The sequence below is a fragment of the Maricaulis sp. genome, assembly GCF_017642925.1.
Lineage (GTDB): Bacteria > Pseudomonadota > Alphaproteobacteria > Caulobacterales > Maricaulaceae > Maricaulis.
This window is the reverse complement of record NZ_JAEPOL010000006.1, coordinates 1-16,566: the sequence shown is the minus strand read 5'-3', so window position 1 is coordinate 16,566 and position 16,566 is coordinate 1. Positions and strand designations below refer to the sequence as shown.

Below are 16,566 nucleotides of genomic sequence, written 5' to 3'. Positions count from 1 at the left end.
AGGGCGGGAAAGATCGTCGCTAACGCTCAATCGCCCTTGTATTGCTTATAAGGGTTTCCGGTTGTGGTCCAAGGGGGCAGCAGCAGGGGTGGCGTGCCTGTCGCCAATGTCGTCGAGGGCGCCTATATCGGACGTGCTGGATTGGCTGCCGGACCGGAGAGGGTGATCATGGTGAAATTTGCGATCGACGATATCGAGGAGGCCACGGGTACGGGCTATCCCGCCGAGCACGCCGCCGTCGTCAACGGCCGCCATTTCCGCCGTCTCGGCGCTGCGGCCGGGCTGACCGGCTTCGGCGTCAATCTCGTGCGCCTCGAACCGGGAGCCTGGTCCTCCCAGCGCCACTGGCACACGCATGAGGACGAGTTCGTCATGATGATGGAAGGCGAGGCCGTCCTGGTCACCGATGAGGGCGAAACCGTGCTGCATGCCGGCGATTGCGCGGGCTTCCCGGCCGGGGTCGAGAACGGACACTGCCTGCAGAACCGCTCGGGTGCCGATTGCGTCTTCCTGGTCGCCGGCGGCCGTTCGGATGCTGATGCGGCCTTCTATCCGGACATCGATCTGGAAGCCAAGCCGGGGCGTTACTCCAACCCGGACTGCTTTCGCCGCAAGGACGGGTCGCGTTTCGACTAGCGGCGAGCCGGAGATCCGGCCGGCGCTGCCGCTTGCGGTGTGACTGGCAAGCAGGGTATCCCATCCCCTTGGAAACCAGGGCGCGGGACGCGTATGGCCACTGACACGAGCACAATGCTGGACGTCGCGGCTCTGGCGGACTGGTCGCAATTTCTCGAGGACTATGCCCGCGACTGGGACCAGGCCTTCGAGGGGCAGCCGCATTATTTCACGCAGGAATTCTGGTATCTCTTCGTGACCTGCCTGCGCTCGTACTGGCGTGGTGCGCCGATCACGGTGTCGGCGGCGTGCCAGGCGATGAAGACCGGATCGAACCGCACCCGCGAGGAGCGCATCAACCGTGCGGTCAGTGACGGGTTTCTGGTGAAAGCCAAGATAGGCGAGGACCGGCGGACGACGGTGCTCCTGCCGTCGGACCGGCTGGAGGCGTTGCTGCGCGGGCATCTGGAACGCACGCTCGCGGCGGGCCGGGCGCATTTCGGCCTCGCCCCGGACATGCCGGCCGACCCCGCCTGATACCCGCAGATTCTGCGGCCATTCTTTCCGCTATTTCTCCGATTGAGCGGTGCGGCGAGGCCGGACCAAACTCGCTCCCACATGAAATCAGTCCGGAAAACCGGACGGTCTTGGGGAGGACAATCGATGAAACAACGCCTGTTCCAGGCGGTATCGGCTGTGGCCGTGGCCGCCTTCGCTGCCGGTTCCGCCGCTCACGCCCAGACGGCTGACGGCGAACCGCGCCCGGCCGCGCGCACCGACAGTGACGTGATCGTTGTGACGGCGCGGCGGCGCGAGGAATCGCTGCAGGACGTGCCGCTCTCGGTCTCCGCCTTCGGCGAGCGCCAGCTGGAAAACCTGCAGGCGGCGGACATAACGGCCCTGCAGAACGCCGTGCCGAACCTGACCATCCATACCGGCGATGCCGAGAATGCGGTGATCTATATCCGCGGTGTCGGCCAGGTCGACTCGCTGGCCTTTGCCGAGCCGGGCGTCGGGGTCTATCTCGACGATGTCTATCTGGCCCGAACCCAGGGCGCGATCCTGGACGTGTTCGATGTCGAGCGCGTGGAAGTGCTGCGCGGTCCCCAGGGCACGCTCTACGGCCGCAATACGATCGGCGGTGCGGTGCGCTTCATCTCCACCCGGCCGGGCTCGAACCCGGGCGCGCAACTGGAACTGGGGGCGGGCAATCACGGCCATGTCTTCGGCCGGGCCCGCATCTCCGGCGAGCTTGCCGAAGACCGTCTGGCCGGCAAGGCGGCGCTCTTCTATGCGTCCAGCGACGGCTATGCCAGCAACGCGGTGGACGGGACGCATGACGGCGACGTCAATCGCCTTGCCGGCCGCGCAGGCCTGCTGTTCACGCCGCATGACGATTTCGAGCTGGAACTCACCCTGGAAGGCACAAGCGATACGCCCGATGCCTCGCGCACGCCGGCCCGGGCGACCGCCGTGGCCGGCATAGATCCGGCGACCGGGGATGTGCGGATTTTCGAGCCGTCACCGGATCCGTTCGATATCCGCGCCAGCTACAATGATCTCGACGACCTCTCCAGCTGGGGGCTGACGGCGCGCGCCCAGTGGCGGGTCTCCGATGCGCTGACCCTCACATCGATCACCGCGCATCGCTCGCTGAGCTATGACAGCAATCTCGACCTGGACGGAACCGAGCTGGAGATTTTCGAGATCTTCGTGCGCGAGGATGCCGAACAGTTCAGCCAGGAATTCCGTGCCGAATACGATGCCGGCGGACCGCTGCAGCTCACCGGTGGCCTCTATTATTTCGACGATCAGGACGACACGTTCAATGGCCTGGCGGGCGACGATATCGCCCTGCCGCTGGGCGGGGGCGTCTACCTGCCCTATCCCTTGCAAACGGCCTCGACAAACGACCAGGACACGCAGGCCTGGGCGGCCTATTTCGACGCCAGCTATGCCGTGAGCGACCGCGTCCGGCTGAGCGGCGGGCTGCGCTATACCTATGAGGACAAGTCCTTCGCGCGGCTGCAGGAAGCCTATGCGCCGGGCACGCCCAACCCGCCGCCCTTCCGGACAGGCGCGGGCGTGACCGTCACCGATATCGACACCTCGGAGAGCTTTGAGGCGCTGACCCCGCGGATCGGTCTGGACTACCGGCTCAACGACGATGTCATGCTCTACGGGCTCGCGTCGCGCGGCTTCAAGAGCGGCGGTTTCGACGGGCGCTCGAACACGCCCTTCGACGCCGAACCCTACGATCCGGAATTCGTCTGGTCCTACGAGGCCGGCATAAAGTCGACGCTGCTGGACGGCGACCTCGTCCTCAACGCGGCGCTCTTCCGCAACGACTACACCGATCTGCAGCTCTCCAGCTTCACCGCCAATCCGGACACCGGCGCCTTCGAGGCCCAGTTCACCAATGCCGGCGAGGCGGTGATCCAGGGCCTGGAGGTCGAGGCGATGTGGCGTCCGGCCGACGGCCTCACCCTGACCGGTCATCTCGGCTATATGGACGCCTTCTACGAGGAATACATCGGGCCGGGCGGTGTGGACATCGCCGGCGAGCGCGAGCTGGTGAATACGCCGGAATGGAGTGGCGGTGCCGCGGCGACGTATGAATGGCCGGTCGGCGACAGCCTCTACGCCACCGTGCACGCCGACGCGTCCTGGCGCTCGAAGACCTACACCACCGTGTCCAGCGCCGAGAACCTGGCCCAGGACGGCTATGCGCTGGTCAATGCCTTTGCCGCGATCGGCGCCGCGGACGACCGCTGGGAGATCCGGGCCGGGGTGCGCAACGTCTTCGACGAGCACCATATCAACCAGGCCTTCGACCTGATGGAATTCCCCGGCTACCAGCTCGCCTATTACGGCGCGCCGCGAACCTTCGACATCCGTCTCGTCCTGCGGACCCGGTAGCCGGTATGTGGTTCCGATCCTATTCGACGCGTCCGGTTCCGCTCGCAAAGGCACGCCGTCGCCCCCTGTCCCGCGGGGCACAGGCCTTCCTCGATGCGACACCGCCAGACGCGCCGCCGATCCGCGATTTGCCGCTTGAGGAGGCGCGGGCAGCGATCGAAACCCTGATGCGTGAGGTCGACCAGCCCGGTCCGGCGATGAAATCCGTCACCGCCGCCAGCGGTCCGGCGGTCGAGGGGGAGGCTCCCGATCTGAGGATCTACGAGCCGGAAGGCGGCGCGCGCGGGATGCTGGTCTTCTTTCACGGTGGCGGCTGCACGCTGGGCAGTCTGGATGCCTATGACGGCTTCGCCCGCCGTCTGGCCGAAGCGACGGGCCATGTCGTGGCCAGTGTCGGCTATCCCCTGTCGCCCGAGCACAAATACCCGGCGGCCATCCGGGCCGGACTGTCGGCGCTTGAATGGGCACGGGAAGAACAGGTGCGGCGCGGACTGGCGTCGCTGGCCCTGGCCGGCGACAGTGCCGGCGGGACCATGGCTGCGGCGCTCGCCTTGCGGGCGCGCGGCATGCCGGATGTACAGCTGAACCACCTGGCCTTGTTCTACCCGGTGATGCTGGTGCCCGACCTGCCCGAACACGGTTCGCGGCGGGTGCTGGGTGATGGCCGCTACTTCCTCTCGCACGAAGACGTGGCCTGGTCGGCGCGCAACTATCTCGACGATCCTGCCCTGGCCGGCGCGCAGGACGTGTCGCCGCTTCTGGCGGAGGATCTGGGCGAGCTGCCACCGGTGACTATGATTACCGCCGGCTACGACCCGCTGCGCGACGAGGGGGCGGATTTCGTACGGCGCATCCGCAAGGCCGGCGGCAAGGCGGCCTATTACTGTTTCGAGACGACGCTGCACGGCTTCATGGGGCTGAGCCTGGCCATGCCGGAATCCCGCCGGGCCTTCCGGGTCCTGCGTCACCGCTTTTCATGAAAACTCCCCTGGGTGGCCCGTCCGTCGTTTTCTGGCGGGCCACACCCTTTTTTACGGGGCCGGAGACAGCAGCTTTTCCATCGCGAACCGGTCGAGCTGTTCGCCGCGGACCTCGACCGTCTCGCGCTGTGTGATCTCGAAGCCCATTGCCGAAAAGGCCGGCTGGGCCATCAGGCTGGCATGGACGGTGAGGCGGGCCTGGCCTTCTTCGAGCGCCGCTTCCTCGATCGCGGTGTAGAGCCGCCGGAACAGGCCCGAGCCCTGAAAGCCGGGACGGATATAGGCGAAGTCGACATAGTCCGGCGGTGCCAGCGACATGAAGCCGGCGGCATGACCGTCCTGTTCGGCGATGAAGATCACCTGCCCGGCGAGGCGCGCATTCCAGTCGTCGCCCCGGCGCGGTTCCGGCACCCAGGCCTGGCGCTGCTGCGGCGTGTAGCGGCTGGGCGCGTTGTGGACGGCGTCGAACATCAACTCGCCCAATACCGCGAAGTCCGCCGGGGCCGCCCGGCGGATCGTGACGGTGTCACTCATGACGGGTGGCCTGCGCGCTAGTGCGAGCGTCCGTGCGTCTCGCGATAGCGTTCCATCGAGACCGAGATCTTGAAGGTTTCGCGGTATTTCGGCGAGCCGACCGGACGGGGCGGATGTTGCGAGGTGAGGGCGAGGATGCGTTCCAGCGTGTCGTGCGCCGCACCGGACTGGCCCGCACCGATATAGGCGTGCAGCTCGACCAGCGCGTCGGACAGCGGATCGCCGCCGCGGATGATGAAATAGGGCTCGTCCTTGCCCAGCTTGTTCAGCACGTCGAATTCCGACGGATTGTTGGCGGAACCGTAGGGTGCTGCCGGGTCGGCCACCGCCGGACGGTCTTTCTTGGTTTCGTCGCTCATGACGCGCCCCTTCTTGTTCGAACCGGCGCATCCCATCAGATTCGAGCCGCAACGGGTAGCGGCACGTCAGCGCAGGGGCTGTTATAAACGGGGCGGCAGATCAGGGAGGCGCCGTCATGATCGGTGCGGCAAGGCTGGCAGGATTGGCAATGGCGATGGTGGTGACAACAGCGGCAGCAGGCGCCCAGGAGCGCGGGCCGGACCAGGTGCGGGCCCGCGAAATCGGTATCGCGCCCGGCGTGCTGGCGCCCGGTCCGCTGAATGCGATCACGGATGTCGAAGGTGTGCGCGTCGGCCAGGTGACGCTGACCGATCCGGAGGCCTCGATCCGCACCGGCGTCACGGCGATCCTGCCGCATGGCGGGGATATCTACGCCGACAAAGTTCCGGCCGCCCTCGCGGTCGGCAATGGCTATGGCAAGCTGATGGGGGCGACACAGATCCGCGAGCTGGGCGAGATCGAGACGCCGATCGTGCTGACCAACACGCTGGCCGTGCCGCGGGCGGCGGACGGCATACTCGACTGGTCGCTGGCCCGGCCCGGCCATGAGGGCATCCGTTCGCTCAACATGGTGGTCGGCGAGACCAATGACAGCCGGCTCAACGATATCCGCGCCCGGATTGTCATGCCGGAACATGCGGTTGAGGCCATCGAGAGCGCTTCGGACGGGCCCGTCGCCGAAGGCAATGTCGGTGCCGGCAATGGCACGGTGACCTTTGGCTGGAAGGGCGGGATCGGCACCGCCTCGCGCCGCCTGCCGGACAGTCTGGGCGGCTGGACGCTGGGCGTTCTGGTGCAGACCAATTATGGCGGCATCCTGCAGATGGACGGCCTGCCCGTGGGTGAGGAACTGGGCCAGTACTATCTCTCCGACCATGTCGCCGACGATCGGGCGGACGGGTCAATCATGATCGTGCTTGCCACCGATGCGCCCCTGTCCGACCGCAATCTGGAACGTCTCGCCGGGCGCACATTCGCCGGCCTGGCGCGCACCGGCGCGTCGATCACCAACGGGTCGGGCGATTATGCCATTGCCTTCTCTACCCATCCCGATGTGCGCCGCACGCCGGAGCGCCGCTCGGATGTTGCGGCGATGGCCGACCTGCCCAACAGCCAGATGTCGCCGCTCTTCCAGGCCGCGATCGAGGCGACCGAGGAAGCCATTTATAACGCCCTCCTGATGGCCGAGGATATCGAGTATCCGGTTGTCGGCTCCGACACCGTGGTGCACGCCCTGCCGGTCGAACGGGTGCGGGCGATGGTGGAGGGACGGGACCGTTGATTTCCTCCCCATTTCATGGGGAGGGGGACCCGCCCCCGGGCTTGGCCGTAGGCCAACCCGAGGACAGGCTTCACGGGGGAGGGGTGCCGCGGCACGCGGCAATCGTATCCTGCCCTGTGAAACCCTTCCGGCGCTGGCGCGCCGGCCCCTTCGACCCGATGCTGCGCATCGGCCCACTTCCCCACTGACGTGGGGAAGAAAGCGCGCTACCAGAGACCCATGACCACCTCGAAGCGCATCGCCATTATCGGGGCCGGGCCGGCCGGTCTGATCGCTGCGGAGTATCTGTCCGCGGCGGGGTTTGGCGTGGATATCTTCGAGAAAATGCCGACGCCGGGACGCAAATTCCTGATGGCCGGGCGCGGCGGTCTCAACCTCACCCATTCCGAACCCCTGCCGGCGTTTCTGGGCCGGTATCGCGAAGCGGCGGACTGGCTGGGGCCGGTCATTCTCAAGCACGATCCGGCGGCGCTGCGCGCCTGGTGCGAGGGGCTGGGGCAGGCGGTGTTTACCGGCTCGTCCGGCCGGGTGTTTCCCGAGGCGATGAAGGCGTCGCCGCTGCTGAGAGCGTGGCGGAAACGGCTGGAGGATCAGGGTGTTACCCTGCATGTGAGACATTGCTGGACCGGCTGGGACACAGAGGGCGCGCTGGTGTTCGAGACGCCGGACGGACCGGTCACGCACCGCGCCGATGCGACGCTTCTGGCGCTGGGCGGGGCGAGCTGGCCGCGGCTGGGATCGGATGGATATTGGGTGGACATTCTGTCACGTGAGGGCATCACAACAGCCCCGTTCATGCCCTCCAACTGCGGCATAGAGGTAACGTTCAGTGACATTACGAAAGACCGTTTCGCCGGCACGCCGCTGAAGACGATCGCGCTCACCCTGGACGGGGAGCGTGTCGCCGGCGAGGCGGTGATCGCCCGTTATGGGCTGGAAGGCGGCGCGGTCTATGCGCTCGCCGCGCCGGTCCGTGACGCGCTGGCGCAGGGACCGGTCACCCTCCATCTCGACCTGCGCCCCAACCAGACCGCCGAGGCACTGGCGGCGACCCTGGCGCGGGCGAAAAAGGGCCAATCCCTTGCCAATCGCCTGCGCAAGGCCGGACTGCCGCCGGCCGCGATCTCCCTCCTGCGCGATGCGGTGGCTGACCTGCCGTCAGATCCGGCCGCGCTCGCGGCGCTGATCAAGGCCGTGCCGCTGACCGTCACCGCCCAGCGCGGCCTCGACCGCGCGATTTCCTCGGTGGGCGGTATAACACGCGCGGCGGTGGGTGAGGATTTCATGCTGACGGCAAAGCCCGGCGTTTTCGCCGCCGGCGAGATGCTGGACTGGGATGCCCCGACCGGCGGCTACCTCCTGCAGGCCAGCTTCGCAACGGGGATAGCGGCCGCGAAAGGCGTGGAGGCGTGGCTGGCGGGATAGGGGAATTGCACCATCCTCCCCCTTGATGGGGGAGGTGGGCCGAGGCAGAGCCTCGGCTCGGAGGGGGTGGGGGCGAGGTGTTGGCGAGCTCGCAGGCACCGGGATTCACCCCATCCACCACGCCTTCGGCGCGGTCCCCCTTCCCCATCAAGGGGAAGGATGGGAGGTAGCCCTACCGCAACAGCTCGTTAATGGCCGTCTTCGCCCGCGTCTGGGCGTCCACGCGTTTGACGATGACGGCGCAGGCGAGGGAAGGGCCGCCCTTGGGGTCCGGCAGCGTGCCGGGCACGACGACGGCGTATTCGGGGACTTCGCCGCGGGTGATCTCGCCGGTGGCGCGGTCGACGATCTTGGTCGACTGGCCCAGGAAGACGCCCATGGAGATCACGGCGCCGGTGCGTACGATCACGCCTTCGGCCACTTCCGAGCGCGCGCCGATGAAGACATCATCCTCGATGATCACCGGGCCCGCCTGCAGCGGTTCCAGCACGCCGCCGATCCCGACGCCGCCGGAGATGTGGACATTCTTGCCGATCTGGGCGCAGGAGCCGACCGTCGACCAGGTGTCGACCATCGTGCCCTCGTCCACATACGCCCCGATATTCACATAGGAGGGCATCAGCACCGTACCCGGTGCGATGAAAGCGCCGCGGCGCACGGCGCAGGGCGGCACGGCGCGGAAGCCGGCGGCGGCGAAATCGGCCTCGTCCCAGTTCTCGAACTTGGAGGGCACCTTGTCCCACCATTTCGAACCGGCGACACCGCCCTCGACCAGACCCATCGGATTGAGCCGGAAGCCCAGCAGCACGGCTTTCTTGAGCCACTGGTTCACGACCCAGTCCTTGTTTGAATTGGCGCCATTGCCGGCGCGTTCGGCGACGCGGGCCTTGCCGGCATCGAGCAGGCCGATCGCCGTCTCCACCGCCTCGCGCACCTCGCCCTTCGTGTCGGCGGACACGCTGTCGCGATTGTCCCAGGCGGTCTCGATGGCGGATTGCAGGGCGTCGGTCATGGCTCGCTCGTCAGGCTGATACGGAGAATGAGCGCGACTTAGCACCGGTGCGGGAGAGGGGGAAGTGCGACGGTGCGGGCCAAATGGTTTTACGTTTTCGGTAAAACCGGCCGGTTTCCGGGCCAGATCCCGATGTGTTTACCGTTTTCGATAAAATTCTTGCCCCCGACACCGGAACAGGGCATGCTTTATCGAATTCGATAAAACGGAGCGTCCCATCAGCGATCGAAACGACAATGTTCTCGTCCAACTCGGCGGACGCATTCGCAAGGTCCGTGAAGCGCGTGGCCTGAGCCTGCACGAACTGGCGCGTCTCAGCGGTATCAGTGCGCCTGCCCTGTCACAGATCGAAACCGGCAAGCGCGACCTGCGCGTGACCAGCCTCTACCGGATCGCCGCAGCCTTGCGCATTCCGGCCGGCGAGCTGGTCGAGCCGCCGTCCGAAGAGGCGCCCGGCCGCGCGGCAGACGAGGGCTATGATCTCGGAGACTATACGTGATCCAGCGGGTTCCGGTCTGGTTCGACACGCTGCGGGTCGGCGATGTCGGCGTGGCGGATGATGGCGCGCTGAGCTTTGCCTACGCGCAGAAATGGCGCGCGACCCGCGACGCCTTTCCCCTGTCGCTGACCTTGCCGCTTCAGGCGGAACATCATCCGTCAGTGGTGATTTCGCCCTGGCTGGCCAATCTTCTGCCGGAAGAGGAACAGCTTCTCGTCCTGACCCGTTCTTTGGGACTGGACCGGACGGACACGCTGGCCGTGCTGCGCGAGATCGGCGGCGACACGGCAGGCGCGCTCTCCTTCGAGACGCCGTCCGTGCCGGCGGACTGGCGCTGGACGCCGCTGACCGATTTCTACGAGGTCGACGATCCCGAAGCCGCACTCGAACGCCATTTCGAGGATCTGCGGCAGCGCCCCTTCCTGGCGGGCGAAGAAGGTGTGCGTGTCTCGCTCGCCGGCGGGCAGAGAAAGTCGGCGCTTGCCGTGCTGGACGCCGCGGGCAAGCCGGTGCTTTGCTTGCCGGGCGACGGTGACAGGCTCGCCATTCCGCGAAACGGTGCCCCCTCGACAGTGATCGTGAAACCGGACAATCCACGCCTGCCCGGCATCGTGGAGAACGAGGCCTATTGTCTGCATCTGGCAAGTGCCGCCGGGATCGCCGCGGCCGAAGTGTCCATCCTGCACGCCGGTGCCCGCAGGGCGATCTGTGTGCTGCGCTATGACCGCCGGGTGGGCCGTACGGGGCAGCTGCAACGGATCCACCAGGAAGACTTCGCCCAGGCCAACGGCATCCCGCCGGGGCGCAAGTATGAGCGCGGCACCCGTCCCGGATTGTCCCTGCCGCAACTCCTGGGCACAGGCCGCCATTTGCCGCCCGCCGGTGCGCTGGCCCTGCTCGACCAGCTCATCTTCAACATTCTCGTTGCCAATACCGACGCGCACGCCAAGAACTACTCCGTCCTCCTGCCCATCGGCGGCGATCCGCAGCTGGCGCCGCTCTATGACGTCTCCAGCGTCCTGCCCTGGCCTGATGTGGCGCAATACTTTGCGCAGAATGTCGCCGGCAGGAAGCGAAGGCCCGCCGATATCACCGCGGATCACTGGACCGCCATCGCCAGGGCCGGCGGCTACCGCGCCGGCGATGTCCGCCTGCGGGTCCAGGAGATCGTCGACGCCCTCGTGGCGCACCGCGTCTCGGCCACGAACCATGTTGCGGCGCTTGCGGGCAAGAGTGCCGGATATGCCGAACAGGCCGCAGACCTGATCAAGCAAAACGCCCTGCGCATCGCGGGACGGCTGCGGGGGTAGGGGGCCGGGCGGCCTGGTTTCAATTCGCGCTTTTGCGTTAACGTCAAATTTCGCCTGCCGCGCACAAAATCATTGATTGTATCCCGCGGCTGTGCCGTACTCGCCTTGGACGCGAAATTTTCGAGCCCCTGTCGCGTGAGGACGGGGCGGTTCCGGCCCGCCGGCCGGCGCGTAGCGGAGGGACATATCATGCGAAAATTCTTGCTGGGCTCTGCCCTGACCGGGGCTCTGGGCGCGCTGACCCTTCCGCTGGGCGCAGCTGCCGCCCAGGAAACCGTCACCTACACCTATGACGCCCAGGGGCGTGTGGTCGAGGTCCAGCACTCCGGCGGACCCAATCACGGCGTGAAGCGCGAATACGAATACGACGACGCGGACAACCGCACGCGCAAGAAGACGACCGGCGCCTGACCGGCGCGTTTTCCTGCCCGCCTGACGTCTGTTCCAGGATCCGATTTCCGGAGTATCTCCATGCCGTTCGTCCGTCTGTTGTCCGCTGGTCTTGTCGCCTGCCTGCTTGCAATTTCAGCGTTTGCAGCGCCGTCCCTCGCGCAGGGCGGTGCGGCCCTGCCACTGGTCTACCCCGCAGTCGACGGCAATGGCGTCAACCTGCCATCGGGCACGCCGGTGGTGAGTTCGCCGGGGATCAGTATCGGCGATCCGGCCAATGGCGGGCTGAGCTATTCCCAGAACTATGTCGGCAATGACTGGCACCACAGCGTGATGGGCGGGATCGCATCGAACGGCTCGACCGTCATTGTCACCCTGCACAGCTCGGCCGAGACATTCACCGTCTCCGGGACGACCTATACGCCGGAGACACCGTCCGGTTCGACCCTGGTGCAGAGCGGGACGACCTATACCTACACCACGGCGGACGGCACCGTGGTGACCTATCAGCACCAGGATATCGGGCATCAGGCCTTTTACGGTGCGGACAGGGCCGTCGTGCGGTCCATCGCCTTCCCGAACGGGGAGGAATGGACCTATCACTATTCGGTCGCGTTCGAAAAAACCTATTGTGGCGGCCTTCCCTGCATCGATCCGGACCATGGCTATTCGCGCCTGCAGGCGGTAACGACCAATCGCGGCTACCAGCTGCACATCAGCTACGCCCTGGACGGCGGGTCGATCTTCCCCGCCGAAACCGTGTATTGGGCGCGGCCGATCCGGGCCGTCCTGTTCAACATGGCGGAAGAATACTGCGCTCCGATCGCGTCCACCTGTTCCTTTTCCCAGGACTGGCCCTCGCTCTCCATCGGTCTGTCGGGCAATGACTGGCTCTACACCGACAGCGAAAGCCGGGTCACACGTTTCGTCCGCGACGGCTCCGGCCGCGTCACCGGGATCCGCTTTCCCGGCAGCGCCGCCAACGATATCACCTACAGCTATACGTCCGGCCGCGTCTCGTCGGTCACGGCCAATGGCCTGAGCACGTCCTACACCTATGCCGACAGCGGCGGGACACGCACGACGACGGTGAATTCGCCCGGCGCGGCCGGCAACACCAAGGTCGAATCCAGCCTGTCGACCGGGCAGATCACGGCGGTGGAACGGCCCTCCGGAGACCGCACCGAATACACCTATAATTCCAGCCGCCAGCTCACCCGGATCACGGCGCCGGAAGGCAATTATGTCAGTTATGGCTATGACAGCCGCGGCAATGTGACCTCGGTGGTCGAGCACGCCAAGAGCGGGTTGGCCACCGTCACGCGGATGACGGCATCCTACCCCGCCAGCTGTTCCAATCCGGTGACCTGCAACCAGCCGAGCTGGGTCAAGGATGGCGCCGGCAACCAGACCGATTTCACCTATGACAGCACGCATGGCGGCGTGTTGACGGTGACGCAGCCCGCCCCGGCGGGCGGTCTCGCCCGGCCGCAGGTCCGGGTCACCTATGCCGGCCTTTATGCCTGGTATCACAAGGGCACCGGGTCGGTGCTCGCCGGTCCCGGCCCGATCTACCTGCCGACACAGGTTTCCACCTGCCGCCAGGGTTCCGGTCCCAGCTGCACCAATTCATCCTATCGCATCGACACCACAATGGTGTACGGCGCGTCCGGCGTGGCCAATAATCTGCGCCTCACCGCGCAGACCGAGGCGGCCGGCGATGGCGCGCTCAGCGCGACCAGCACGATGCAATACGATGCGGTGGGCAATCTGGTCTCGCTCGACCCGCCCCTGCACGGCACGAACAACCGCACCGTCTTCGCCTATGATGCGCTGCGCCGGCCGACCGGCCAGATCGGGCCGGACCCGGATGCCGGCGGTCCGCTGACCCATTCTGCCCGGCGAACCACCTATAATACGCGCGGCCAGGTGACCCAGGTCCAGTTCGGCACCATGCCCGGCTATGGCAGTGCCTGGACGAGTTTCTCCGAGATCGAGCGCCAGACCGTCACCTATGACACCTCGCACCGCCTCTCGGCCTCGCGTCTGATGACCGGTTCCACGACGCATGCGCTGGTACAGTATTCCTACGACAATGCCGGGCGTACCGATTGCGTGGTCCAGCGGATGAACCCGGCTACTTACGCCAGCCCGCCCTCCTCGGCCTGCACGCTGGCGACGGCCGGCAGTTACGGGCCCGACCGGATCACCCGCACGGCTTATGACACGTCCAGCCGCCGCACCCAGGTGACGACCGCCTATGGCACATCTGCTGCGGCCGTGGAGGCAGCCTGGACCTATACCGCCAATGGCCGGGTCGCCAGCCTGACCGATGGCGAGAACAATCGTATGACCTATCACTACGATACGTTCGACCGGCTGCAATACACGCGCTATCCCTCCTCGACCCAGGGGGCGGGCACGTCCAATGCCTCGGATTATGAACGCCTGACCTATGACAGTTATGGCCGCATCTCCCAGCGGCGGGTCCGCACAGGGCAGGTCTTCGATTACACCTATGACAATCTCAACCGGATCACCAATGTCGATGCCCCGTCCGGCACGGCGGACACCAGCTATACCTATGACAATCACGGCCGCATCCTGACGGTCTCGAACGGGTCGCAGACGATCGCCAACACCTATAACGGCCGCGGCTGGCTGGCTTCGCAGAATGACGGGGCAAACGGTACGGTCAGCTATCTCTACAATGAGGCGGGCCAGCGCACGCGCATGACCTGGCCGGACAGTTATTACGTCAGCTATGCCTATACGCGCGGCGGCCAGCTGGCCTCGATTTTCGAGAATGGCGACACGACGGGCCTCGAACGCCTGGCGGACTTCACCTATGACCAGCATGGCCGGCGCACCCTGCTGACGCGCGGCAATGGGGTGACGACGGATTATGATTACGACGCCGCCTCGCGGCTGGACGAACTGGTGCAGAACCTGGCCGGCACGTCCGACGACCGCACCCTGACCTTCAGCCATAACCCGGCGGGCCAGATCGCCAGCCGGACGGACAGCAATACCGGCTATGCCTGGACCGACTTCGTCAATTTCGACGAGGCGACGAGCTATAACGGTCTCAACCAGTTGCTCTCGGTGACCGCCCAGTCGACGGCGCCGCAATATGACGGCCGGGGCAATATGACCCGGGACCACCAGGGCCAGACCTATGAATACGATCACTACAACCGGCTGAGCGGTGTCGGGACGTCGATCGATCTGGCCTATGATCCGGCCGGGCGTCTGCAGGAGACCTCGGGCACGGGGATCACCTTCCGCGAGATGCAATATGACGGTCTCGACCTGATCGCGGAATACAACAACACCGGCACGCTGACGGCGCGGTATGTTCACGGGCCCGGCGCGGACGAGCCGCTGGTGCAATATGCCGGCACGTCGGTGTCGACGCGGCAATGGCTGCTGGCGGACGAGCGGGGGTCTATCGTGGCGGTGACCGACTGGTCGGGCGCGTCGATCCAGATCAACAGCTATGACGAATACGGCGCCCCGGCGCCGGGCAATGCCGGCCGCTTCGGCTATACCGGCCAGGTCTGGCTCCCCGAAACCGGCCTCTACCACTACAAGAACCGGGCATATAACCCGGAGCTTGGAAGGTTCATGCAGACGGACCCGATCGGGGTGAACGGGGGGATGAATCTCTATGCCTATGTGGGCGGGGATCCGGTGAATTTTGTGGATCCGTTGGGGTTGCGGCAGGATGACACGGGACCGCCGCCCTGCAATCCCCCGAACTGCGATGTCGTGACGGTGACGACGCCGGAGCTTGACGACCCCTGCCGCGGGTTCTGTATGTCCTATGAAGATGTCCTCGAGGCGCTTTATGGTGGCGACCCGTGGACGATCGTGGTCCCGGTCTATGACTTCTACGATTCTGAAGGAAACTATCTGGGCGGGGCTTCTGAGCAGTCCGAACAAGATGGAATGACCTGCTCTGAACGCCTGGCTCGTGTCCCCGATGGTTATACCCCCGTAACGCCGAATGGCTGGTCCCCGTGGAGGCCAAGCCCTTATATGCGTCCTGTTGGTGGTGGCGGACTTGAGTTTACTCCTGGCTACATTGGGGCTACCGGAATGGTGAATGGCAGAATTCCAGTAGACTGGGAAGGGGTTGCTAGGGACCTATTTATTATAGGGAGTGGTTCCACTTCTGGGGCGCTTGGAGGTCAACTGTTGTCAAAGCTGGCAAATTTTGACAATTTAAGCGGAGCGCAGAAAGGTGCTTTTGTTGCAGCCCTTTTGAACTCAGGTGTTGCCCTGGATACACAATTGTCTGGCGAATTGACCATCCGAGGTGTTATTAGCATGTATTGTGCGGAGTAGAATTTGTGACTAATCATGTTAGGAAATTGATATTAGGTATAATATTTTCTATTATACCTATTTCGAGTGTGTTTCTTATGTTTCCGTATTTAGACTTACGCTCTTCTGTTATTTATTTTTCTAGTATTTTGGCGTTTTCTTCGGTTTCAATAATGTGGTATGACTTTTTTCGAAAGAAAAGATAGCCGCCTCGCGGCTGGACGAGCTGGTGCAGAACCTGGCCGGCACGTCCGACGACCGCACGCTGAGCTTCAGTCACAATCCGGCCGGCCAGATCGTCAGCCGGACGGACAGCAATACCGGTTATGCCTGGACCGACTTCGTCAATTTCGACGAAGCGGCGAGCTATAGCGGTCTCAACCAGTTGCTCTCGGTGACGGGCCAGTCGACGGCGCCGCAGTATGACGGCCGGGGAAACATGACCCGGGATCACCAGGGCCAGACCTATCAATACGATCACTACAACCGGCTGAGCGGTGTCGGGACGTCGATCGATCTGGCCTATGATCCGGCGGGGCGTCTGCAGGAGACCTCGGGCACGGGGATCACCTTCCGCGAGATGCAGTATGACGGTCTCGACCTGATCGCGGAGTATGACGGCTCCGGCACGCTGACGGCGCGGTATGTTCACGGGCCCGGCGCGGACGAGCCGCTGGTGCAATATGCCGGCACGTCGGTGTCGACGCGGCAATGGCTGCTGGCGGACGAGCGGGGGTCTATCGTTGCGGTGACCGACTGGTCGGGCGCGGCGATCCAGATCAACAGCTATGACGAATACGGCGCCCCGGCGAGCGGCAATGCCGGCCGCTTCGGCTATACCGGCCAGGTCTGGCTGCCCGAAACCGGCCTCTACCACTACAAGAACCGGGCGTATCATCCCGAGCTCGGAC

The 16,566-nt window shown here is 65.2% G+C and carries 13 protein-coding genes and 1 pseudogene; 11 read left to right on the top strand and 3 right to left on the bottom strand.

Annotated features, from left to right (window positions below; translation table 11 throughout):
* Positions 1-168: 168 nt before the first annotated feature.
* From JJ918_RS06265 to JJ918_RS06250, 4 genes are all read left to right on the top strand, one after another.
* Positions 169-636 carry a cupin domain-containing protein gene (locus JJ918_RS06265; RefSeq protein WP_367277657.1) on the top strand — a complete coding sequence of 156 codons (468 nt, stop codon included), beginning with the start codon at positions 169-171 and terminating at the stop codon, positions 634-636.
* Positions 637-729: 93 nt separating this feature from the next.
* On the top strand, positions 730-1,152 hold the full coding sequence (locus JJ918_RS06260; RefSeq protein WP_291884664.1) for a hypothetical protein: 423 nt from the start codon (positions 730-732) through the stop codon (positions 1,150-1,152).
* A gap of 126 nt (positions 1,153-1,278) precedes the next feature.
* Positions 1,279-3,534, top strand: a complete 2,256-nt coding sequence (locus tag JJ918_RS06255) for a TonB-dependent receptor (RefSeq protein WP_291884661.1) — start codon at positions 1,279-1,281, stop codon at positions 3,532-3,534.
* Between the two features lie 5 nt (positions 3,535-3,539).
* Entirely contained in the window at positions 3,540-4,514 is a 975-nt protein-coding gene (locus JJ918_RS06250; protein WP_291884659.1) for an alpha/beta hydrolase, read from the top strand.
* A 51-nt stretch (positions 4,515-4,565) separates the two neighbouring features.
* On the opposite strand, the gene JJ918_RS06245 is transcribed toward JJ918_RS06250, so the two are convergent.
* The gene (locus JJ918_RS06245; protein WP_291884657.1) at positions 4,566-5,048 is read right to left on the bottom strand and encodes a GNAT family N-acetyltransferase; all 483 of its coding nucleotides are present in this window, start codon (positions 5,046-5,048) and stop codon (positions 4,566-4,568) included.
* Positions 5,049-5,065: 17 nt separating this feature from the next.
* Positions 5,066-5,407: an aspartate decarboxylase gene (locus JJ918_RS06240; RefSeq protein ID WP_291884655.1), complete on the bottom strand. Its 342-nt coding sequence runs from the start codon at positions 5,405-5,407 to the stop codon at positions 5,066-5,068.
* 155 nt (positions 5,408-5,562) lie between these two features.
* On the opposite strand from JJ918_RS06240, the gene JJ918_RS06235 reads away from it, so the two are divergent.
* Positions 5,563-6,690: a P1 family peptidase gene (locus JJ918_RS06235; RefSeq protein ID WP_367277656.1), complete on the top strand. Its 1,128-nt coding sequence runs from the start codon at positions 5,563-5,565 to the stop codon at positions 6,688-6,690.
* 219 nt (positions 6,691-6,909) lie between these two features.
* Positions 6,910-8,115: a TIGR03862 family flavoprotein gene (locus JJ918_RS06230; RefSeq protein ID WP_291884652.1), complete on the top strand. Its 1,206-nt coding sequence runs from the start codon at positions 6,910-6,912 to the stop codon at positions 8,113-8,115.
* 172 nt (positions 8,116-8,287) lie between these two features.
* Here the strand turns inward: JJ918_RS06230 and dapD are convergent, their stop codons facing one another.
* Positions 8,288-9,127: a 2,3,4,5-tetrahydropyridine-2,6-dicarboxylate N-succinyltransferase gene (gene dapD / locus JJ918_RS06225; RefSeq protein ID WP_291884649.1), complete on the bottom strand. Its 840-nt coding sequence runs from the start codon at positions 9,125-9,127 to the stop codon at positions 8,288-8,290.
* Positions 9,128-9,317: 190 nt separating this feature from the next.
* Between dapD and JJ918_RS06220 the strand changes: the two genes are divergently transcribed.
* The 5 genes and pseudogenes from JJ918_RS06220 to JJ918_RS06200 form a co-directional block, all read left to right on the top strand.
* Positions 9,318-9,626 carry a helix-turn-helix domain-containing protein gene (locus JJ918_RS06220; RefSeq protein ID WP_367277655.1) on the top strand — a complete coding sequence of 103 codons (309 nt, stop codon included), beginning with the start codon at positions 9,318-9,320 and terminating at the stop codon, positions 9,624-9,626.
* Positions 9,623-10,936 (top strand): HipA domain-containing protein, encoded by a 1,314-nt coding sequence (locus JJ918_RS06215; protein ID WP_291884647.1) that lies wholly within the window; start codon positions 9,623-9,625, stop codon positions 10,934-10,936. The genes JJ918_RS06220 and JJ918_RS06215 overlap by 4 nt, the downstream gene beginning before the upstream one ends.
* 189 nt (positions 10,937-11,125) lie before the next feature.
* Positions 11,126-11,347 carry a hypothetical protein gene (locus tag JJ918_RS06210; RefSeq protein ID WP_291884643.1) on the top strand — a complete coding sequence of 74 codons (222 nt, stop codon included), beginning with the start codon at positions 11,126-11,128 and terminating at the stop codon, positions 11,345-11,347.
* A gap of 60 nt (positions 11,348-11,407) precedes the next feature.
* Complete coding sequence (locus JJ918_RS06205; RefSeq protein ID WP_291884641.1) at positions 11,408-15,676, top strand: RHS repeat-associated core domain-containing protein; 4,269 nt, start codon at positions 11,408-11,410, stop codon at positions 15,674-15,676.
* Between the two features lie 208 nt (positions 15,677-15,884).
* A pseudogene (locus tag JJ918_RS06200) lies at positions 15,885-16,566 on the top strand (hypothetical protein); the annotation flags it as partial.

Bases quoted from the DNA above. Each gene is read 5' to 3' on its own strand.
- JJ918_RS06265 (WP_367277657.1), top strand. From the start codon at position 169: ATGGTGAAATTTGCGATCGACGATATCGAGGAGGCCACGGGTACGGGC.
- JJ918_RS06260 (WP_291884664.1), top strand. From the start codon at position 730: ATGGCCACTGACACGAGCACAATGCTGGACGTCGCGGCTCTGGCGGAC.
- JJ918_RS06255 (WP_291884661.1), top strand. From the start codon at position 1,279: ATGAAACAACGCCTGTTCCAGGCGGTATCGGCTGTGGCCGTGGCCGCC.
- JJ918_RS06250 (WP_291884659.1), top strand. From the start codon at position 3,540: ATGTGGTTCCGATCCTATTCGACGCGTCCGGTTCCGCTCGCAAAGGCA.
- JJ918_RS06245 (WP_291884657.1), bottom strand. From the start codon at position 5,048: ATGAGTGACACCGTCACGATCCGCCGGGCGGCCCCGGCGGACTTCGCG.
- JJ918_RS06240 (WP_291884655.1), bottom strand. From the start codon at position 5,407: ATGAGCGACGAAACCAAGAAAGACCGTCCGGCGGTGGCCGACCCGGCA.
- JJ918_RS06235 (WP_367277656.1), top strand. From the start codon at position 5,563: ATGGTGGTGACAACAGCGGCAGCAGGCGCCCAGGAGCGCGGGCCGGAC.
- JJ918_RS06230 (WP_291884652.1), top strand. From the start codon at position 6,910: ATGACCACCTCGAAGCGCATCGCCATTATCGGGGCCGGGCCGGCCGGT.
- dapD (WP_291884649.1), bottom strand. From the start codon at position 9,127: ATGACCGACGCCCTGCAATCCGCCATCGAGACCGCCTGGGACAATCGC.
- JJ918_RS06210 (WP_291884643.1), top strand. From the start codon at position 11,126: ATGCGAAAATTCTTGCTGGGCTCTGCCCTGACCGGGGCTCTGGGCGCG.
- JJ918_RS06205 (WP_291884641.1), top strand. From the start codon at position 11,408: ATGCCGTTCGTCCGTCTGTTGTCCGCTGGTCTTGTCGCCTGCCTGCTT.